14 protein-coding genes are annotated in these 19,974 nt (G+C 68.8%); 7 read left to right on the forward strand and 7 right to left on the reverse strand.

Annotated elements, in window-relative coordinates; translation table 11 throughout:
* Window positions 1-4 precede the first annotated feature (4 nt).
* The 7 genes from miaA to QWG60_RS04405 all read left to right on the forward strand — a co-directional run bounded on the left by miaA (window position 5) and on the right by QWG60_RS04405 (window position 7,721).
* On the forward strand, window positions 5-943 hold the full coding sequence (gene miaA / locus QWG60_RS04375; RefSeq protein WP_146909656.1) for a tRNA (adenosine(37)-N6)-dimethylallyltransferase MiaA: 939 nt from the start codon (window positions 5-7) through the stop codon (window positions 941-943).
* Between the two features lie 114 nt (window positions 944-1,057).
* A complete protein-coding gene (gene hfq, locus QWG60_RS04380; RefSeq protein WP_016855436.1) occupies window positions 1,058-1,303 on the forward strand; it encodes an RNA chaperone Hfq in 246 nt (81 codons plus the stop codon).
* Between the two features lie 8 nt (window positions 1,304-1,311).
* Window positions 1,312-2,628: a ribosome rescue GTPase HflX gene (gene hflX, locus QWG60_RS04385; RefSeq protein ID WP_146909654.1), complete on the forward strand. Its 1,317-nt coding sequence runs from the start codon at window positions 1,312-1,314 to the stop codon at window positions 2,626-2,628.
* 184 nt (window positions 2,629-2,812) lie between these two features.
* A complete protein-coding gene (gene hflK / locus QWG60_RS04390; RefSeq protein WP_106488504.1) occupies window positions 2,813-4,051 on the forward strand; it encodes an FtsH protease activity modulator HflK in 1,239 nt (412 codons plus the stop codon).
* Between the two features lie 2 nt (window positions 4,052-4,053).
* Window positions 4,054-4,938 (forward strand): protease modulator HflC, encoded by an 885-nt coding sequence (gene hflC, locus QWG60_RS04395; RefSeq protein ID WP_035598040.1) that lies wholly within the window; start codon window positions 4,054-4,056, stop codon window positions 4,936-4,938.
* 227 nt (window positions 4,939-5,165) lie between these two features.
* A complete protein-coding gene (locus QWG60_RS04400; protein WP_035598038.1) occupies window positions 5,166-6,362 on the forward strand; it encodes an ATP phosphoribosyltransferase regulatory subunit in 1,197 nt (398 codons plus the stop codon).
* A 63-nt stretch (window positions 6,363-6,425) separates the two neighbouring features.
* Window positions 6,426-7,721 (forward strand): adenylosuccinate synthase, encoded by a 1,296-nt coding sequence (locus QWG60_RS04405; protein WP_035598036.1) that lies wholly within the window; start codon window positions 6,426-6,428, stop codon window positions 7,719-7,721.
* 124 nt (window positions 7,722-7,845) lie between these two features.
* Here QWG60_RS04405 and QWG60_RS04410 read toward each other — a convergent pair whose 3' ends face one another.
* From QWG60_RS04410 to QWG60_RS04440, 7 genes are all read right to left on the reverse strand, one after another.
* Window positions 7,846-10,614, reverse strand: a complete 2,769-nt coding sequence (locus tag QWG60_RS04410) for a tetratricopeptide repeat protein (RefSeq protein ID WP_146909652.1) — start codon at window positions 10,612-10,614, stop codon at window positions 7,846-7,848.
* 46 nt (window positions 10,615-10,660) lie between these two features.
* A complete protein-coding gene (locus tag QWG60_RS04415; protein WP_246124718.1) occupies window positions 10,661-11,926 on the reverse strand; it encodes an alginate lyase family protein in 1,266 nt (421 codons plus the stop codon).
* Between the two features lie 15 nt (window positions 11,927-11,941).
* Entirely contained in the window at window positions 11,942-12,826 is an 885-nt protein-coding gene (locus QWG60_RS04420) for a polysaccharide lyase (protein WP_035598031.1), read from the reverse strand.
* 65 nt (window positions 12,827-12,891) lie between these two features.
* Window positions 12,892-14,454: a PilZ domain-containing protein gene (locus QWG60_RS04425; protein ID WP_106488506.1), complete on the reverse strand. Its 1,563-nt coding sequence runs from the start codon at window positions 14,452-14,454 to the stop codon at window positions 12,892-12,894.
* Window positions 14,455-14,500: 46 nt separating this feature from the next.
* The gene (locus QWG60_RS04430; RefSeq protein WP_146909650.1) at window positions 14,501-16,420 is read right to left on the reverse strand and encodes a glycosyltransferase; all 1,920 of its coding nucleotides are present in this window, start codon (window positions 16,418-16,420) and stop codon (window positions 14,501-14,503) included.
* 9 nt (window positions 16,421-16,429) lie between these two features.
* Window positions 16,430-17,776 carry a UDP-glucose dehydrogenase family protein gene (locus QWG60_RS04435; RefSeq protein ID WP_146909648.1) on the reverse strand — a complete coding sequence of 449 codons (1,347 nt, stop codon included), beginning with the start codon at window positions 17,774-17,776 and terminating at the stop codon, window positions 16,430-16,432.
* Window positions 17,777-18,289: 513 nt separating this feature from the next.
* On the reverse strand, window positions 18,290-19,948 hold the full coding sequence (locus QWG60_RS04440) for a BCCT family transporter (RefSeq protein WP_035598021.1): 1,659 nt from the start codon (window positions 19,946-19,948) through the stop codon (window positions 18,290-18,292).
* Window positions 19,949-19,974 lie beyond the last annotated feature (26 nt).

Below are 19,974 nucleotides of genomic sequence, written 5' to 3' on the forward strand. Positions count from 1 at the left end.
GACGATGCATGACACCCGCCCACCCGCCATCTTCCTGATGGGCCCCACCGCCGCGGGCAAGACCGACCTGGCCATCGAGTTGCACGAGCGGCTGGGCTGCGAGCTGGTCAGCGTCGATTCGGCGATGGTCTATCGCGGCCTCGACATCGGCAGCGCCAAGCCCTCGGCGGACGAGCTTGCGCGTGCGCCGCATCGGCTGATCGACATCCGCGACCCGGCCGAGCCCTACTCGGCGGCGGAGTTCCGTGAGGACGCGCTGCGCGAGATGGCCGAGATCACCGCGGCCGGGCGAGTGCCGCTGCTGGTCGGCGGCACCATGATGTACTTCAAGCGCCTGATCGAGGGCGTGGCCAACCTGCCGTCGGCGGACGCCGAGGTGCGCGCCGAGCTGGAGCGCGACGCCGAACGCCTGGGCCTGGCCGGCCTTCACCGGGAACTGGCGCGGGTCGACCCGGCCGCCGCCGAGCGCATCCATCCCAACGATCCCCAGCGGCTGATGCGGGCGCTGGAGGTGTATCGCGTCAGCGGTCGATCGCTCACCGAGCTGTGGCACGAACAGCGCCCGGAAACCTTTCCCTGGCGGCCGCTGTCGATAGGGCTCGCACCCGCCGATCGCGCCGTGCTGCACGCCCGCATCGCCCGGCGTTTCGACGCCATGCTCGAGGCCGGCTTCCTCGACGAGATGGCCGCGCTCAAGGCGCGCGGCGATCTGACGCCGGACCTCCCGTCGATGAAGAGCGTGGGCTATCGTCAGGGGTGGGAATACCTCGAGGGCGAGGTCGACCGTGCGACCTTTCGTCACCGTGGCATCGTCGCCACCCGGCAGCTGGCCAAGCGGCAGCTGACCTGGATGCGCCGCTGGCCCGAGCTGCACTGGGTCGACAGTCTGGGCGCCGCGCCGCTCGACGAGCTCCTGAAACTGGTGCGCGAATTCGGGACTTAGCGTAAGATGGCCGTTTCGAGCGGCCGTACGACCGGGCTCATCGGTTACCCGTGTCGCCCCCGGACGGGGCGAGCACAGAATGATCAACTCCAGAAACAATTCAGGGAGAGCAACATGTCCAAAGGGCAGTCCCTTCAAGATCCGTACCTGAACATCCTGCGCAAGGAGCGCATTCCGGTCTCGATCTTCCTGGTCAACGGCATCAAGCTGCAGGGCCAGATCGAATCCTTCGATCAGTTCGTGATCCTGCTGCGCAACACCGTCAGTCAGATGGTCTACAAGCACGCCATCTCCACCGTTGTGCCGTCGCGCAACGTGCGGCTGCCGGCCCCCGACGCGCCGTCGGAAAGCAACGCGTGAGGTATTGATTGTTTTTTGAACGTCCCGACGCCGGTGAGACGGCGGTCCTCGTCCATGTCGACTTCCAGGACGAGCAGGAGCGCGAGGATCCAGGCGAGTTCCTCGAGCTCGTGCGCTCGGCCGGCGCGGAGCCGGCCACCCTGCTGACCGGTTCGCGCAACCGTCCCGACCCCCGTTCCTTCATCGGTTCGGGCAAGGTCGAGGAGCTGCGCGAGGCGCTGCAGGTCCACAAGGCCGAGCTGGTGATCTTCAACCACGCGCTGAGCCCCTCCCAGGAGCGTAACCTCGAGCAGTCGCTCAAGTGTCGCGTGCTCGATCGTACCGGCCTGATCCTCGACATCTTCGCCCAGCGGGCGCGGACCCACGAGGGCAAGCTGCAGGTCGAGCTGGCTCAGCTCGAGTACATGTCGACGCGCCTGGTGCGCGGCTGGACCCACCTGGAGCGCCAGAAGGGCGGCATCGGCCTGCGCGGTCCCGGTGAGACCCAGCTCGAGACCGACCGCCGCCTGCTGCGCGGGCGTATCAAGGCGATCCACAAGCGCCTCGACAAGGTGCGCAGCCAGCGTGACCAGAACCGGCGGGCGCGCTCCCGCGCCGAGGTCCCAAGCGTCTCGCTGGTCGGCTATACCAACGCCGGCAAGTCGACGCTGTTCAACGCCGTGACCGCCTCGCAGGTCTATGCGGCCGACCAGATGTTCGCTACCCTCGACCCGACGCTGCGGCGCCTGGAGATCGAGGACGTGGGGCCGGTGGTGCTGGCCGATACCGTGGGCTTCATCCGCCACCTGCCGCACAAGCTGGTGGAGGCCTTCCAGGCCACCCTTCAGGAGGCCGCCGAGGCCAGCCTGCTGGTGCACGTGATCGACGCGGCGGACGCCGACCGCGATCTCAACGTGAGCCAGGTGGAAGAGGTGCTGGACGAGATCGGTGCCCTGGACGTGCCGACGCTCAAGGTGATGAACAAGATCGACATGTTCGACAGCGCCCCGCGCATCGAGCGCGGCGCCGACGGCATGCCCGAGACGGTGTGGCTGTCGGCCCGCGACGGCAAGGGCCTGGAACTGTTCGAGCAGGCGCTTTCCGAGTGCCTGGCCGATGACATCATCGACTTCGACGTCACCCTGGAGCCGCACCAGGGCAAGCTGCGTGCCGGCCTGCACGAGCTGGGCGCGGTGCGCGAGGAACGCTTCGACGAGATGGGCCGTACCCAGCTCGAGATCCGCCTGCCGCGTCGCGATTTCCTGCAGCTGATGGCACGGCTCGGCGAGCGCGCCGATGACTACCTGCCGGAGGCGCTGCAGGATCGCCCCCTCTGGGAGCAGTGAACGGGGAACCGCGAGGCGCGGATGAGACAGGAACGAGCCCGGAACGGCGAGCCCGGAATCACGAGCACGTAATAAAGAGTCGCCTTCGGGTGCCGACACACCAGGGTCGGCACCACAAGGATCGCAACCGATGCCCGTCGCGCCGCAGCGCGCGGCGGAACGCAACGCAGAGTGGAGACGACGTATGGCCTGGAATGAGCCCGGTGGCGGCGGCAACCAGCACGACCCCTGGAGCGGGGGAGGGCGCCGCGGCGGTAACGGCGGCGGTGGCAACCGCGGCGGTGGCGGCAACAATCAGGGGCCGCCCGACCTCGACGAGGCCCTGAAGAAGTTTCAGGACAAGCTCAACGGCATGCTGGGCGGTCGCGGCAAGCGCGGCGGCAACGGTGGCAAGGGCGGTGGCGGCGGCAAGCCGCGCAACGCCTTCGCGCTGCCCGGCCTGCTGCTGATCGTGGCCCTGGCCATCTGGGCCGCGTCCGGCTTCTACCTGGTCGACCAGTCCGAGCGCGGCGTGGTGCTGCGGTTCGGCAAGTTCCAGGAAGTGGTCACCCCCGGCCTGCAGTGGAACCCGCCGCTGATCGATGACGTGCGCATGGTCAACGTGACGCGGGTGCGCTCGGTCAGCCAGACCCAGTCGATGCTCACCCAGGACGAGAACATCGTCTCCGTCGAGATCTCGGCCCAGTACCAGGTCGCCGATCCGCGCGGCTACGTGCTCAACGTGCGCAATCCGGAGCTCTCGCTCGAGAACGCCCTGGACAGTGCGCTGCGCCACGTGGTCGGCGGCACCGACATGATCGACATCCTGACCTCCGGCCGTGAGATCCTCGGCACCGCGGTGGCCAGCCGCCTGCAGTCCTACCTGGACAGCTACGGCACCGGCATCCGCCTGCAGACCCTGAACGTCGAGTCCACCTCGCCGCCCGACGCGGTGCAGGACGCCTTCGACGACGTCATCCGGGCCCGCGAGGATCGCCAGCGCACCATCAACCAGGCCATGGCCTATGCCAACGCCGTGATCCCGGCCGCCCAGGGCCAGGCCCAGCGCATCGTCGAACAGGGCCAGGGCTATCGCGAATCGGTGGTGGCCGAGGCCCGCGGTCAGGCCAACCGCTTCAACGCGCTGCTGACCCAGTACCAGGATGCGCCGGCGATCATGCGCGAGCGCCTCTACCTCGACGCCCTGACCGACGTCTACGGCGACACCGCCAAGGTGATGGTCGACGTCAACGACGACGCGCCGCTGATGGTGCTGCCGATGGATCGCCTGAGCCGCGGCGGCACCGGCGCCGCCGGCAGCCAGGGCGACGACCGCGTGTCGATGGACCCTCAGCTCCTCGAGCGCCTGAGCGCCAGCCAGGCCGACGGCAGCAGTGACAGCCGCAGTGCTCGCAGCAACGGAATCAGCCGGGAGGGCCGTTAACGATGATCAATAACCGTTCCCTGCTCATCGTCGGCGGCCTGGCCGCCGTGGCCTGGCTGGCCAGCAACAGCCTCTACGTGATCGACGAGACCGAACGCGCCGTGAAGTTGCGCTTCGGTGAGGTGGTCGAGGAGAACATCCAGCCGGGTCTGCACTTCAAGATCCCGATCACCCAGACCATCCGCAAGTTCGACACCCGGGTGCTGACGCTGGACACCGATGCCAGCCGCTACCTGACCCTCGAGCAGAAGGCGGTGATCGTGGACTCCTACGTCAAGTGGCAGGTGGTCAACCCCACCCGCTACTACGAGGCCACCGCCGGCGACGAACTGCAGGCCGTGCGGCTGATCCAGCCGCGGGTCGACGAGAGTCTGCGTAACGAGTTCGGCCGTTTGAACCTCTCGCAGATCATCTCCGAGCAGCGCGACGAGCTGATGACCGGGCCCACCGAGGAGCTCAACGATCTGATGCGCGACGAGCTCGGCGTGGCGATCCTCGATATCCGGGTCAAGCGCATCGACCTGCCCGAGGACGTCTCCTCGGCGGTCTACGACCGCATGCGCTCCGAGCGCGAGCGCGAGGCCCGCGAGTGGCGTGCCCAGGGCCAGGAAGAGTCCGAGCGCATTCGCGCCAACGCCGACCGCCGCCGTCAGGTGCTGCTGGCCCAGGCCAACGAGCGTTCCGAGACCCTGCGCGGTGAGGGCGACGCCGAGGCCGCGGCCATCTATTCCGAGGCCTACGGCAAGGACGAGGAGTTCTTCTCCTTCTGGCGCAGCCTGGATGCCTATCGCTCGAGCTTCGAGGGCGACGGCAACATGCTGGTGCTGGACCCGTCCAGCGACTTCTTCCAGTACCTCAAGAGCCCCAGCGCGCCGCGTAGCGAGTAAGCGCGGCGAGTGACGGCCCGGGCGGGGCGCCCCGCCCGGGTCTTCGCGGGGTTCCTCCTGCCGCCAAACGTGATAGACTCCTGTAACCGGGCGTGGCCCGGTTTTTTTGTGGCCGTTTTTTGTGGCCGACCACTCCCGGCATTCCCCTCCGGCGCTCCGCCAGGCGTGTGATTCACCCTGCCGCCAGGCTTGCCGAAGGCCAATCATCGTCTTGCAGGAAGAACGACATGACCATCGCTGACCGCTGGCTACTGCCCGACGGCATGGACGAGGTGCTGCCTCCTCAGGCCAGCCGCATGGAGGAGCTGCGCCGGGCGTTGCTCGATCTCTACCATCGCTGGGGCTACGACCAGGTGATGCCGCCCCCCGTGGAGTTCCTCGACTCCCTGCTCACCGGCACCGGCACCGAACTCGATCTGCAGACCTTCAAGCTCACCGACCAGATGACCGGTCGGATGATGGGCGTCAGCGCCGATGTCACGCCCCAGGTGGCGCGCATGGATGCCCACTCGCTGAAGCGCCAGGGCCCGGTGCGGCTGTGCTACTGCACTACCGTGCTGCGCGCCAAGGCCGACCCCCATCAGGGCGGTCGCAGCCCGGTGCAGGTCGGTCTCGAGCTGTTCGGCCACGCTGGCCTGGAGGCCGACATCGAAATCCTGCGCCTGGCGCTGACCAGCCTGCAGGTCGCCGGCGCCGGGGAGATCCACCTGGCGCTGGGCCACATCGGCATCTACCGTAGCCTGGTGGAAGCCGCCGAGCTGAGCGCCGAGCAGGAGAAGGCGGTGTTCGAGGCCCTCGAGCTCAAGTCGCCCGGCGAGCTGGCCGCGCGGGTCGAGGAAAGCGTCAGCGATCCGGCCATGGCGGCCATGCTGTGCGCCCTGGGCGAGCTGCACGGCGGTCCCGAGGTGCTGGAGCAGGCCCGCGAGGCCTTTGCCGAGGCGCCCCAGGCGGTGGGGGCGGCGCTCGATCAGCTGCGTGCCCTGCACGCCGGCGTGGTCGCCGAGCACCCCGACGTGGCGCTCTACTTCGACCTGGCCGAACTGCGCGGCTACCAGTACCACACCGGCATGATGTTCGCCGCCCACGTGCCCGGCTACAGCCAGGCGCTGGCCAAGGGCGGCCGCTATGATGACACCGGTCGCGCCTTCGGTCGCGCCCGTCCGGCCACCGGCTTCTCCCTGGAGCTCAAGCTGCTGGCCAACCTGGTGCCCAGCGAGCCGCCCCATGACGGCATCTGGGCGCCGGCCGAGGGCGAGGGCCTGGCCGAGGCCATCACGGCCCTGCGCGAGCAGGGCGAGCGGGTCGTCCAGGCGTTGCCCGGGCAGCGCACCGGTCCGCAGGAACACCGCTGCCGGCGGCACCTGGTTCCCGCCGACGGCGGCTGGCAGGTCGCGCCGCTGGCAGCGGCCAGCGATCAGGCCTGATCTCAGGCAGACACGATATCGGCACCGCCCGACGCTGGCGGCGCAGCAACGAGAGACGAGCAAATGGGCAAGAACGTAGTCGTACTGGGCACCCAGTGGGGTGACGAAGGCAAGGGCAAGGTCGTCGACCTGCTCACCGAGTCCGCCGGCGCCGTCGTGCGCTTCCAGGGCGGTCACAACGCCGGTCACACCCTGGTCATCGATGGCGAGAAGACCGTCCTGCACCTGATCCCTTCCGGCATCCTGCGTGACGACAAGACCTGCGTGATCGGCAACGGCGTGGTGCTGTCGCCGGAGGCGCTGCTCGAGGAGATCCGCGAGCTGGAAGCCAAGGGCGTGCCGGTGCGCGAGCGCCTGCGCCTGTCGCCGGCCTGCCCGCTGATCCTGCCGTACCACGAGCGCCTCGACCAGGCCCGCGAGAAGGCCCGCGGCGTGGCCAAGATCGGCACCACCGGTCGCGGCATCGGCCCGGCCTACGAGGACAAGGTCGCCCGTCGTGGCCTGCGCCTGGGCGACATGCTGCACCGCGAGCGCTTCGCCTCCAAGCTCGGCGAGGTGCTGGACTACCACAACTTCGTGCTGACCAAGTTCCACGGCGAAGAGCCGGTGGACTTCCAGCAGGTGCTCGACGACGCCATGCGCATGGCCGACGAGCTGCGCTCCATGGTCTGCGACACCGTGAGCCTGGTGCACGACGTGCGCAAGGCCGGCGACAACATCCTGTTCGAGGGCGCCCAGGGCTCGCTGCTGGACATCGACCACGGCACCTATCCGTTCGTGACCAGCTCCAACACCACCGCCGGCGGCACCGCCACCGGCTCCGGCGTCGGCCCGCTGTATCTGGACTACGTGCTGGGCATCACCAAGGCCTACACCACCCGCGTCGGTTCCGGCCCGTTCCCGACCGAGCTGTTCGACGAGCACGGCCGCCACCTGGCCGAGAAGGGCCACGAGTTCGGCGCGACCACCGGTCGCGCGCGCCGCTGCGGCTGGTTCGACGCCGTGGCGCTGCGCCACGCCGTGCAGATCAACTCCGTGTCCGGCATCTGCCTGACCAAGCTCGACGTGCTCGACGGCCTGGAGAACATCCGCGTCTGTGTGGGCTATCGCAGCAAGGACGGCGAGCTGCTCGACAACCCGGTGGACTCCGAAGGCTACGAGGCCATCGAGCCGGTCTACCAGGACCTGCCGGGCTGGAGCGAGTCGACCCTGGGCATCAAGAGCGTCGAGGCGCTGCCGGCCAATGCCCGCGCCTACATCAGCTTCCTCGAGGAGCAGGTGGGCACCTCCATCGACATCATCTCCACCGGCCCGGATCGCAACGAGACCATCGTGCTGCGCAATCCCTTCGGTGAGTAAGCCGTTCGCTGAATGAGCGCCGCGGCGGGTAGGCCTTCGGGCCTTCCCCGAACGACGACGGGCCGGCAGGTAACTGCCGGCCCGTCGTCGTCTGTGGCCTCTCGGTATGAGAGGCCGAGCGGTATCAGCGCTCGGCCGATGCCACCTGCAGCGCCTGCATGGCGTCCTGGTCGGACAGCAGGTCATGCAGCGTCTGGGCGGCCATCTCGCCGTCGCCGTCCATCACCTCGTCGAGCCACAGCAGCGCCTGCTCGCGGTTGGCGTTCTCGAGCCCGTTGGCGGTGAGATAGGCCTTGGCCAGGGCCAGGCGCGCGGTCTCGTGGCCCTGACGCGCGGCTTCCAGCAGGTAGTCGGCGCCCTGGCGAAGATCCTGGCCGAGAGTCTCGCCGCGCAGCAGCTCCCGGCCAAGGGTGGCCTGGGCGCCGGCGTGGCCCTGCTCGGCGGCCTGTTCGAGCAGGCGGCGTCCGCGAGCGGCGTCGACGCTCATGCCGCCTTCCCCGCGCAGCAGCGCGGTGCCGAGCAGGGTGCGCGCCGAGAGGCTGCCGGCCTCGCTGGCCTGAGTGAGCCAGGTCTTGGCCTGCTGCGGATCGGGCTCGACGCCCTTGCCTTCGAGGTAGGCGGCGCCGAGGCGCTGGGCGGCATAGTCGTTGCCGGCCTCGGCGGACTCGCGCAGCAGCTCGATGCCGCGCTGGGTGTCCTGGGCGACGTGCTCGCCCTCGAGCAGCGCATCGGCCAGGGCCAGGCGGGCACCGCTGTTGCCGCGGGCGGCGGCCTGCTCGAGCAGGCGCATGCCGCGCTCGGGGTCGGCGCTGACGCCCTCGCCGGTGAGCAGCAGCTTGCCCAGGTCGCCGCGGGCCCCGACGTGGCCGCCGGCGACGGCTTGCTGCAGGTAGCGGGCGCCCCTGGCCGGGTCGCGTGCCACGCCCTTGCCCTCCAGATACATCCGCCCCAGATCGGCGCTGGCGCCGGGATGGCCCTCGCTGGCGGCGCGCTGCAGCCAGGAGCGCGCGGCGCCCAGGTTCTGCTGCACGCCGCGGCCGTTGAGGAAGGCTTCGCCGAGCCGCGCCATGGAGCCGGGGTGGCCGTCTTCCGCGGCCTGCACCAGGGCATTGATGTTGCCGGCCTTGCCCTGGTCGTAGCGCAGCCGTGACAGGGCATCCTCGGCCGAGCCGTGCCCGGCCTCCCGGGCGCGGTTCAGCCACTCGCTGGCCTTGCCCAGGTCGCGGGGCACGCCGTCGCCCTTGCGGTAGGCACGGCCCAGCACCACCATCGCGTAGGCGTCACCCTCGCGGGCGGCCTCCTCCAGCAGGGCGACGCCGCGCGAGGGCTGACGCTGCTGGAGCGTGCCCTCGAGATAGCCGGCGCCCAGCGCCGTCTTGGCGGAGGCGTCGCCGGCGTCGGCGGCCCGTGTCAGCAGCTCCTCGGCCTTCGACGGATGGTAGGGCAGCACCTCGCCTTCCAGGTAGGCCTCGCCGAGCATGCGCAGGGCGGCGGTCTGGCCCTGGTCGGCGGCGTCCTTCAGCAGGGCCTCGGCGCGCTGGCCGTCGGCCGGCACGCCGTTGCCTTCCAGGTACATCTGCCCCAGCTGCTGGGTGGCGTAGGGATGGCCCAGCTCGTTGGCGCGCTCCAGGTACTCGCGCGCCTGCATCGGCTGGCTGGCATGGCCCTCATCGCCGAGGTAGTAGGCGCCGAGCAGCGCCAGCGCCAGGGCGTCGTCCCGTTCGCCGGCCTTCTTGAGCAGCTCGACGCCGCGGCGCGGATCGGCGGGCAGCCCCTCGCCCTCGAGCAGGGCGCGACCCAGAGTGACCTGGGCATCCAGCGAGCCCTGGGCGATGGCCGCGCTCAGCCAGTGCTGGGCCCGCTCCGGGCTGGCGGGCACGTTGGCATTGCCTTCCAGCATCAGCTTGCCCAGCGTTTCCATGGCCGAGGTATCACCGTCCAGCGCGGCCTGCTCGAGCATCGCCAGGCCACGCTGGGGCGCGTTGCCTTCCACCAGCGCGCGTCCGGCGCGGCTCAGGGCGCCGGGATCGCCGGCCTCGGCGGCCTTGTTCAGCCAGTGCATGTGGCGCTGGGGCTGATTGCCCATCAGGCCGTCTTCGGCGAACACGCCGGCCAGCTGATTCATGGCGCCGACGTCGCCGGCGCGGGCGTCCTGCTCCAGCAGCTCGGCGTAGCGCTGGGCGTACTGGCTGGCCAGGCCGCGATCTTCCGCCAGCCAGCCGTCGGGACCGTGGGCCTTGGCCAGGGCCTCGAGGGCGGTGGCGTTGTCGGCCTCCGCGGCGCGCCGGTAGAGCGCCGCGGCCTGCTCGGGGTCGGCTTTGACGCCGTTGCCGCCCTCGACGAGCAGCTCGGCCATGGCGGCCTGTGCCCGGGGGCCGACCTCTTCCTCGATGGCCTGCTGGATCAGGTAGTAGGCGAGCACGTCGTTGCGCTCGACGCCGCGCCCTTCGCGGTAGAGCTTGGCCAGGTTCAGCGAGGCGTTACCGGTGATGTAGGAGGGCGTCTTGATGGCCTCGGAATAGAGCCGTGCCGCGCGCTCCGGATCGGGGGGCACGCCCTTGCCCTGATCGAAGATCTTGGCCATCTCGTAGTAGCCCTTGGGCAGCCCCTTCTGCATCAGCGTCTCGAGCTCGGCGATGGCCTGCTGGCTGCGGCCCTGCTCGAGCAGCTGTTGAGCCTTCTCCACGGTGTTCTTGTGCATCCATTCCAGGGTGCGCGGCTGCCCGCCGTCGAACCAGTCCGCATACTGAGGCGGCACGGGAGCGGTGACGTGGGCGTCGGGCTGCGGCGTGGTGGCGCAGCCGCCGAGCCAGGCCACGAGGGTGGCCGAGACGGCCAGTCTCAGACCCGTGGGCTGGCGAGGGGATGAGATGTCGCGTGGAATCTGGATCATGATGTCGGTTTGCCTCGAAGTGATGGATGAACGTCGGGGCGAGCGTTCACTGCTCGCTCAGGCCCTTGAACGCGGCGTCCTCGCGCTGGGTCTCATCCATGACGATGTTCTGCTGGGCGTCCGGGGCCATGAAGTAGAGCGTCATGTAGCCGCCGGCACTGCGGTTGTAGATGGGACGCTGACGCTGGACGAAGTCGGCGATCCGCGAGTCGTGGTAGCGGGTCTGGTAGATCTCCATCCAGGCGAAGTACTGGTTGTCCTTGAGGAAGCCGGTGTACTGCTCGTGGGGCGCCATGTCGCCGAGAGCGGCCGGGTCCTCGAAGATATCCAGGGCGAAGTCGACGGCGTCGTGGATGCGGTGGCCGTCCACTTCCAGGTCGAAGATGTCGTAGCCCTGGCGCGCGATGACCTGCATGTTGGTGATCAGGTAGAGCAGCGCGTAGTTCTGGTAGTGGGTCGCGCGGCGGCCGCGGGCGATCTCCATGGGCAGGGCGCCTTCGTCGGTGATGTCGTGCAGCGCGGAGTAGATGGCGCTGACGCCGAAGCGGAACAGCTCGTTGTCCTCGGTCAGCACGCCGACCATGCTGGCGTATAGGGCCCGGCGGTAGAAGTGGTTGTTGCAGCAGCTGTTGCCGGGCTGCCCCTGGATGTCGGAATGCTGATGGGCCAGCTCGTTGAGCCAGGCCTCGATCCGTTCGCGCTCCTCCCGCATGCCCTCGATCTCGGGGCGCACCACCGAGTAGGCCATGGCCGCGGCGAAGATCATCGACTCGGTGGCGAACCAGGCCTGGGGTTCCATGGAGTCGTAGTAGAAGTTGGTCAGCGCCTCGTCCTGGGACCACTTGTCGAGGAAGCGCACCAGGCATTCGGCGTAGTACGCATCGCCGGTGGCGACGTAGCTGCCGGCCAGGTGCGAGACGTTGTCCTCGAACTGGAACAGCGGCTCCGAGGCCAGCTCCCACTCCTTGGGGCTGGGGTAGTAGCCTGGAATCCGCATGCGGGTGTCGATCGGCTTGTACTGCAGCAGCTGTGAGCAGCTGGTGCCCGTGGACAGCTGATCGATCTCCTGCAGCAGGATCGCGTTGTCGGTGCCCTCGAGCAGCGCCATGCGTTTCTCGACGTCGAAGTAGGAGGCGTCGGGGGCCGTCACCTCGTAGTTCGACAGGTCGAGCTCGGCGCGTTGCTCGAGGGTCATGGCCTGGGCCGTGGACAGCCCGCCCGCGCCCAGCCCGCTCAGGGCCAGGGACAGGCCGGCGAGCAGACGACGGGGCAGGGCGCCGCGGCGTGGGCCGGTGGAGAGGGACAGGGACATCGGGATTCCTCGGGATCAGGATCGGGGGGCATAGAAGCGGAAGCCGGCGAAGTCGGCGTGCTGGTCGCGCGGCGTGCGCCAGTCCTTGCCGTGCCCGCCGAAGAAGGTGGAGAACATCAGGCCGTCGATGGTCACCGACTCGCTGGTGCGATAGACGATGCCGCGCTGTTCGAGGATCGGATGGCCGTCCACCCACACGCGGGCCATGCCGTTGTCCTGGCCGGGATCGTTGAGAATGATCTCCTGCTCCAGGGTCACCCACTGGCCGGTGGGGAAGGTCCAGCGGCCGCGGCCGACCGACTTGCCGTAGTCCTCGTCCTGGTCGACGGCATATTCGTACAGCTCGCCCTGGCCGTTGGCCCGCCACATGTAGCGCATGGAAAAGCCGTTCTCGCCGTCGGCCTCATCGCCGCCGCTGGGCGCCTCGCCGCCGTACAGCCCGGGCAGCTTGCCGCCCTTGACGAAGTCGAAGCCCGGCTCGAAGCGCACCCGGTACTGCAGGCAGGCGCGCTCGGCGCCGGCCAGGGCATCGGGGGCGGCGTAGAAGCCGGCGCCGCCCTTCTCGGTGTCGCCGGGTGACGAGGTGCCCTCGGGATAGTGGATGCGCAGGCCGGCCTCATCGAGGCCGGTCTCGCCGGCGGCAAGGCGCTCGGCGTTCTCGGTGCCCCAGTCGCGCTGGGTGCCGAAGCCTTCACGGATGGCGGCCTGGGCATCCTCGGCCTGCCGGGCGGGGGAGGGCGCGGCGACCTGCGGATAGCGGGTCGAGCAGGCGGCCACGCTCGGTGCGGTGATCGCGGGCCCCTTGCCCTCGGCCAGGGCCGGGGCGCTCAGGCCGGGCAGCAGGGCCAGCATCAGCAGGGCCAGGGGGCGTTTTCTCGGGATGACGTGTTCGGCTGACATATCGGGCTCCGGTCGGGGGCCGCCGCGAGGGCGGCCGGGATGTCCTCGTGAGAGGCCGCGCGGGCTTAGCTCGCCTGGCGTTCGCTGTCGGCGAGCGGTGTCTCGTCGTTGGCACCGGTGACGCTGTCGACCAGGCCGCCGATCAGCTGGCCGACCGAACGGGCGCCCTGCCAGACCCACTCGGCGGCGCTGCCGACCAGCGGGGTCTCGGTGAAACGCACGTCCACCGGGGTGCCGACGCTGTCGGCCGGCAGCGGCTCCTCGGGCACCAGCAGCACGCTGGCCACGTTCTGCTGCTGACGCACCCAGCTCGGGAAGCCGGCGCGTGGCTGGCGCTCGATGTCCAGCGCGACGCTGCGTACCCGGGCACTGATCGGGCCGGCGGTGTTGGGCAGCGAGATGTAGGCCTGCTGGTCCGGGCCGATGCGGTCGATGTCGTCCATGTGCACCAGGGCCTCGACCATGATGTCGTTCTCGCCGGTGCGGATGAGCGTCATGATGCGCTCGCTCTCGTTGATGTAGGTGCCGTCGGAGCTGCTCAGCGCCCAGGCCACCAGGCAGTGGCAGGGGCTGTAGACCTCGTTCTGTGACTGGCGAGCCTCCAGGGCGGTGATCCGTGAGTTCTGGAAGTCGCGTGCGGTCTCGAACTGGTCGATGCGCGCCCGGGCGATCTCCGGTGACACCGTCTCGAAGCTCACCGATTCGCCGTTGGCCGGCTTGGCGGAGTTGGCCAGGCTGACCTGGCTGGCGCCGCCATCGATGTTGTTCTGCAGGTTCTCGATCAGCTGGCTGTTGTAGCTCTGGGCGGCCTGGGCGAGGATCAGGTCCGATTCGAGATCGACGTTCTTGACGCTGGTCAGCTTCGCGTCGCGCTCGACCCGATCGCCGGCCTTGAGGTCATGGGCCTGCAGGATGCCCGGACCCGGCGCGCGGATGTCGATGCGCGGCGCGGTTACCGCGGCGAAGCTCGGCTCGATCAGCATGAAGTTGCGATAGGCGGTGGCCGCCGCCACCAGGCCCAGCACGCCGATGGCCATGAACAGCGCGACATAGCGGCCCAATGGCTTGGGCGGACGCTGGGCCGGCTGCGGCTGGCCGGCGCCGCCGCGCTTGCGGGGCGTCTGCGGGTCCTCGCCGGACATCATGCCCTCGAGGTCCATCTCGCGGCCGCTCAGGCTGGCGCGGATCAGGCGGCGCAGCAGTTCCTGGTGGCCGGGGCTGATGTCGGTGAACTCGAAGCCGGCGGTGTAGCCCTGCTCGCCGGTCGTGCAGTGCCGGCACTCGGCGGACACGGGCACGGTCATCTCGGCGCCGCCGGCCTGGATCAGCAGTGAGGCCTGGACCCGGGCGCCCTCGCGGATCGGCCGCTGGCTGCGGATCGCGAAGCCGCCCTGGGACAGGTCGACGCCGTCGAAGACCTGGCCGTCGTCCATCTTGACCTGGAAGGCACGTTTTACACGCAGGTAGCGCCGTTCGTCGCGGCGCTCGTGGGCGATGCCGGCGCCAGGCGTTTGGTCAACGCCCCGGCCTCGATGGCCTGCCTGGCCGCGGCTGTCGTGGCTGTCCTGGCGCCGATCGCCCAGGGTGGGCTCGCTTCGATCGTGGTTGTCGGCGTAGTAGTCGGTCATGGGGAGTCTCTCTCCAATGGTTGCCTCCCGGCGGCGTCCTGCGAGGTCAGGAGCGGCCGGGTTGCACGCTGATAGTCAGGTCGACGAGGGCCACCTTGCGGTCGTCGAGCTCGAGGGCGCAGCCCTGTGTCGTGTGGCAGGTCGCGGTCCCGTCCCGGGCGATGACGCGGCCATCGGCATCATGGACATGGCGGGCCAGTGCCGGACTGATCTCGAGCGTGGTGGGCTCGTCGCCGGGCGCGCCGGTGAGGCGCTCGGTCCGCATGCGCTCGGTGGTGGCCACGATCTCCAGCAGGTTCTCGTCCAGCGTGAGCCGCGACGGCGGCAGCGTGACGTCACCGCTCGGAGCACCGTCGGCGAGGGTCATGGCCAGCCAGCGATTGTCCGTGCCGGTCCCCGCCTGGCCCTCGGCGGCGGGGCCATGGAGGATGGCCATGGCGGTGCGATCCGGCGGCTGCAGCACGCCGGTGGCCAGCACCAGCACGTAGAGCATCACGGCGACGAAGGCGCCGTGCAGCACGTGGCCCATGCGACGCTGGCGGGTCACCGCGGCCGGGTCGTCCGGCTCGCCGGCGGAGATCCCCTGGCGGGACCATTTCTGGCGATTGAAGCGGAAGCTGACGTAGGTCTTGAGCAGCGCGCCGAAGACCTGGTTGTAGTAGATCAGCGGAATCCACAGCAGGCTGAAGCGACCGCGCTGCCAGGCCAGGATCAGCGTCGAGATGCTGCGCGTGAACAGGATCCACAGCGCGTAGGCGAAGATGAACGAGGGTCGCACGAACAGGGTCACCAGGATCGCCACCGTGGGACCGATCAGGGTCGTCCACATGGAGAGCCGCTGGTCGACCAGGCTCCACCAGGTGAACATCCCCATCGGGCGCGGCCCCAGGGCGATCGCCCGGCCGCTGGTGCGCAGCATGTTGCCGTACCAGCGTCGCATCAGGTCGGTGGTCGACTTGAAGAAGCGTCGGCGGTCCGGCAGCTCCTCGAAGCCGGTGACGAAGACGTCGGGCAGATACAGCATCCGCCAGCGGTGCTTGAGCAGCCAGTACCAGGTCGACTTGTCGTCCCCCGAGAGGAACTTGAAGTTGCCGAAGCGCCAGTGGTCGACCCGGTCGTTCTCCACCAGTTCGATGAAGCTCGGCTGGGTGGCGAGGTCGAGGCGGAAGGCGCTGTAGCGCCCGGTCAGCACCAGCAGGCGCCGCGACACCGAGCCGGAACTCATCACCAGATGGCGCTGGGCATAGCGCAGGTCGTACCACTCCTTGGTGGCGTCGCCGCCGGTGACGATGGCGCTGTTGTTGGTGGTCAGCGCGCCCAGATCCTCGTTGGTGCGGAAGAACGACAGCGAACGCTCGAGGGTCCGGGGCTCGAGCAGGATGTCGCCGTCCATCGAGACCAGCAGGGCGTCCGGGGCCGGGGCGCGGCGCGAGATGGCACGCAGCACTTCCGCCATGGCCGAGCGCTTGCCGTCCCCCTTCTGGAACATGTAGCGCAGCTCGACGTTGCTCGGCCAGCCGAGGTCCTCCATCACGTGGGTGATGATGTCGACATCGGTGCGGTCGGCCAGCGAGGCGAAGATGGTGGTCGGGACGCCGTAGTCCCGGACCTCGCGCACCAGCGCCTCATAGACGCGATAGCTGACGTCGGCATCGATGCGGAACGAGGTGCACAGCACGTACAGTTCGCTGGGCTTGCCGGCCTCGCCGGCGGCGTCCGCCGCGGCGCGCAGTCGCGGAAAGATGCGCCGGTTGTACCACACCGAGCGCAGCGCCTGGACGAACCACCAGGAGTAGCGCCAGGCGCCAATGGCCCCGATGGCGAAGAAGAAGCTCTTCGACGCCGGCGAGAAGACCTCCGACGGCAGCTCGGAAAGCAGCAGCACCAGCAGGGCCAGCATCAGCAGCAGGGCGGTGACCTCCGTCACCTTGCTGGCGACGGAGGTGTGGTCGGGGAGCTTCGACATGGCGAGGCCTCAGGCGACGACGGGACGGACGGAAGCGCCTCGACCGATGGCGTAGTAGGTGAGCCCGGCGTCCCTGGCGCTCTCGGGCGAGAAGAGGTTGCGGCCGTCGACCACTACCGGCTCGACCAGGCGCTCGCGGAGCTTGACGAAGTCGACGGTGCGGAAGGCCTTCCACTCGGTGCAGATGACCAGCGCATGGGCGTCCTCGAGGGTCTCGTCGCGATGCTCGGTGAGGTCCAGGTCTTCGCGGTTGCCGTAGATCCGCAGGCACTCCTCGGCGGCCTCGGGATCATGGGCCTGGACCCGGGCCCCGGCCTGCCACAGGGCCTCCATCAGCGCACGGCTTGGCGCCTCGCGCATGTCGTCGGTGTTGGGCTTGAAGGCCAGGCCCCACAGCGCGATGGTCTTGCCGGCCAGGTCGCCGTCGAAGGCGTCGCTGACCATCTCGAACAGGCGGCTCTTCTGGCGCGCGTTGACCTGCTCGACGGCGTTGATCAGGTGGGCCGGGTGACCGGCGGCCTCGGCGGTGTGGGCCAGCGCCTTGACGTCCTTGGGGAAGCAGGAGCCACCGTAGCCGCAGCCCGGATAGATGAAGTGGTAGCCGATGCGCGGATCGCTGCCGATGCCGTGGCGCACTTCCTCGATGTCGGCGCCCAGGCGCTCGGCCAGGTTGGCCATCTCGTTGATGAAGCTGATCTTGGTGGCCAGCATGGCGTTGGCGGCGTACTTGGTCAGCTCGGCGCTGCGCACGCCCATGAACATCAGCTTGTCGCGCTGGCGGTTGTAGGGGCCGTAGCACTCACGCATGGTCTGGCGCACGCGCTCGGACTCGGTGCCGATCACGATGCGCGAGCCGCGCGAGAAGTCCTCGATGGCGGCGCCTTCCTTGAGGAATTCGGGGTTGGAGCAGACGTCGAACTCGATGGCCGCGCCGCGCGCCTCGAGGGTGGCGGCGACGGTGCGCTCCACCTTGCTGGCGGTGCCGACCGGTACCGTCGACTTGTCGACGATGATGCGGTACTCGGTCATGTGCGTGGCGATGGTCTCGGCGACCTTCAGCACGTGGCGCAGGTCGGCACTGCCGTCCTCGTCGGAGGGCGTGCCGACGGCGATGAACTGGAGCAGGCCGAACTCGACCGCGGCCTTGGCATCGTTGGTGAAGTGCAGGCGGCCGGCGTCCAGGTTCTGGTGGATCAGCGTCTCGAGGCCGGGCTCGTAGATCGGCACTTCGCCCTGGCTGAGGCGGGCGACCTTGTCGGCGTCCACATCGACGCACATCACTTCGTGGCCGACGTCGGCGAGGCAGGCGCCGGTGACGAGTCCTACGTATCCGGAACCGAAGATGGTGATCTTCATGGGCGTCTTGCTCCTGGTCATGGTCGGAAACGAACGTCATGTCCCTGGCCCCCGTCGGGGAGCGAGAGTCACGGACGATCATGGATCTGCCAGGGAGAGGGGCAAGCATCGGGCCGTAATAATAAAAAGCTATATATATCAATATATTACGTGATGCGTGGCCGTGGTGTGGCCGTGTGGCGACTCGCCTGTGGCGTGTGGAGAGAGGAAAAGCGTCGCGATCAGCCAACAACATGCCGTGTCGGTCGGCGAGGGAGGTGGGATTCGAGGCGCCGTCGGCGTCGGCTGTCGCGCTCTGACATCACCGGCGGGAACTGTCGCAAAGGCCCGCACCGCATGGCCTGTGCGTGATCGGGTGACGGGGGAACGACATTACATTAGGTAAGGAATATGTACGGGTGTTGCATCGTATCGACACCCGGCCCGGATCGGCGCCATGGCGTGACGCCCGGGAACGACGCCCCAACGAAAAAGGCGGCCCGAAGGCCGCCTCTTGGTGCGTCAGGGAAGCGCTCAGGTTCCCTTGGGCTCGCTTCTCAGCGCCTTGACCAGCGCGAAGCAGCCGATCAGCAGGACGATGGTGAAGGGCAGGCCGGTGGAGACGGCCGCCGTCTGCAGGGCCGTCAGGCCGCCGCCCAGCAGCAGGGCGATGGCGATGGCGCCTTCGATGATCGCCCAGAAGATGCGCTGGGGCTTGGGCGCGTCGACCTTGCCGCCGGCCGTGATCGAGTCGATGACCAGCGAGCCGGAGTCGGAGGAGGTCACGAAGAACACGATCACCAGGATGATGCCGACGAAGGAGGTGATGGCCGCCAGCGGCAGCTCACCGAGCATGGCGAAGAGCTTGATCTCCAGCGCGGCGTCCTGGACGCCCTGGAAGCCGTCGGAGATGACCTGATCGATGGCGGTGCCGCCGAAGGCGGTCATCCACAGCACCGAGACCAGGGTCGGCACCAGCAGCACGGCGGTCAGGAACTCGCGCACGGTACGGCCGCGGCTTACGCGGGCGATGAACATGCCGACGAACGGTGACCAGGAGATCCACCAGGCCCAGTAGAAGGCGGTCCAGCCCTGGCTGAAGTTGGCGTCTTCGCGGCCGAACGGCATCGACAGCGCGGGCAGGTTGACCGCGTAGGCGACCAGGTTCTCGAAGAAGCCGGTGGCGATCAGCAGGGTCGGGCCGACGACGATCACGAAGGCCAGCAGCAGGAAGGCCAGCACCATGTTGAGCTGCGACAGGCGCTGCACGCCCTTATCGACGCCCAGCATGATCGAGCACAGCGCCACGGCGGTGATGCCCATGATCAACAGCACCATGGTGATGTTGCTGTTGGGCACGTCGAACAGATAGTTGAGGCCGGCGGCGGCCTGGGAGGCGCCGAGGCCCAGCGAGGTGGCCAGACCGAACAGGGTGGCGAACACCGCCAGGATGTCGATCAGGTGTCCCGGCCAGCCCCAGACGCGCTCACCCAGGATCGGGTAGAAGATCGAGCGAATGGTCAGCGGCAGACCCTTGTTGAAGGCGAAGATCGCCAGGGACAGGCCGACGATGGCATAGGCGCCCCAGGGGTGCAGGCCCCAGTGGAAGATGGTGGCGGCCATGCCCAGCTTCTGGGCGGCGGCCTCGTCACCGGCGGCGGCGCCCAGCGGCGCCCAGTCGGTGCGTACGCCGTTCTCCATGCTGGTGCCACCCAGGGCGGTGCCGAAGTGGGTCAGCGGTTCGGAGACGCCGTAGAACATCAGGCCGATGCCCATGCCGGCGGCGAACAGCATCGCGAACCAGCCGGCATAGCTGAAGTCCGGCGTGGCATGGGCGCCGCCGATGCGCACCTTGCCCAGCGGCGATAGCACGATGCCGAGACTGACCAGCACGAAGACGTTGCCGCCCAGCAGGAAGACCCAGCTCAGGTTACCGGTCAGGAAGCTGAAGATGGTGTCGAAGACCGGCTCGATCTCGGCCTGCAGGGCCAGCGTCAGGATCACGAAGACCAGGATCACTAGCGACGACACGGTGAAGACCTTGCCGTGCAGATCGACATCGAGGCCGAACTTGTTGGTTCTGATGTTGTCCTGACCGATCACGTAATCGGTATCGATCAGGTTGGCCGGGCCTTCCGGGGCGGGAATGCCCTCACCCGGGCCGCCCTCTTGGGCTTTGTTGTCGTTCGTCACGGGATCTCTCCTTGTTGACGTCGAGG

The sequence above is a fragment of the Halomonas halophila genome, assembly GCF_030406665.1.
Taxonomy (GTDB): domain Bacteria; phylum Pseudomonadota; class Gammaproteobacteria; order Pseudomonadales; family Halomonadaceae; genus Halomonas; species Halomonas halophila.

Excerpts from the sequence above, each read along its gene's own strand:
- QWG60_RS04435 (WP_146909648.1), bottom strand. The coding sequence starts at position 17,776 with ATGAAGATCACCATCTTCGGTTCCGGATACGTAGGACTCGTCACCGGC.
- QWG60_RS04425 (WP_106488506.1), bottom strand. The coding sequence starts at position 14,454 with ATGACCGACTACTACGCCGACAACCACGATCGAAGCGAGCCCACCCTG.
- QWG60_RS04410 (WP_146909652.1), bottom strand. The coding sequence starts at position 10,614 with ATGATCCAGATTCCACGCGACATCTCATCCCCTCGCCAGCCCACGGGT.
- miaA (WP_146909656.1), top strand. The coding sequence starts at position 5 with ATGCATGACACCCGCCCACCCGCCATCTTCCTGATGGGCCCCACCGCC.
- QWG60_RS04420 (WP_035598031.1), bottom strand. The coding sequence starts at position 12,826 with ATGTCAGCCGAACACGTCATCCCGAGAAAACGCCCCCTGGCCCTGCTG.
- QWG60_RS04430 (WP_146909650.1), bottom strand. The coding sequence starts at position 16,420 with ATGTCGAAGCTCCCCGACCACACCTCCGTCGCCAGCAAGGTGACGGAG.
- QWG60_RS04415 (WP_246124718.1), bottom strand. The coding sequence starts at position 11,926 with ATGTCCCTGTCCCTCTCCACCGGCCCACGCCGCGGCGCCCTGCCCCGT.
- QWG60_RS04400 (WP_035598038.1), top strand. The coding sequence starts at position 5,166 with ATGACCATCGCTGACCGCTGGCTACTGCCCGACGGCATGGACGAGGTG.
- hflK (WP_106488504.1), top strand. The coding sequence starts at position 2,813 with ATGGCCTGGAATGAGCCCGGTGGCGGCGGCAACCAGCACGACCCCTGG.
- hfq (WP_016855436.1), top strand. The coding sequence starts at position 1,058 with ATGTCCAAAGGGCAGTCCCTTCAAGATCCGTACCTGAACATCCTGCGC.
- hflC (WP_035598040.1), top strand. The coding sequence starts at position 4,054 with ATGATCAATAACCGTTCCCTGCTCATCGTCGGCGGCCTGGCCGCCGTG.
- QWG60_RS04405 (WP_035598036.1), top strand. The coding sequence starts at position 6,426 with ATGGGCAAGAACGTAGTCGTACTGGGCACCCAGTGGGGTGACGAAGGC.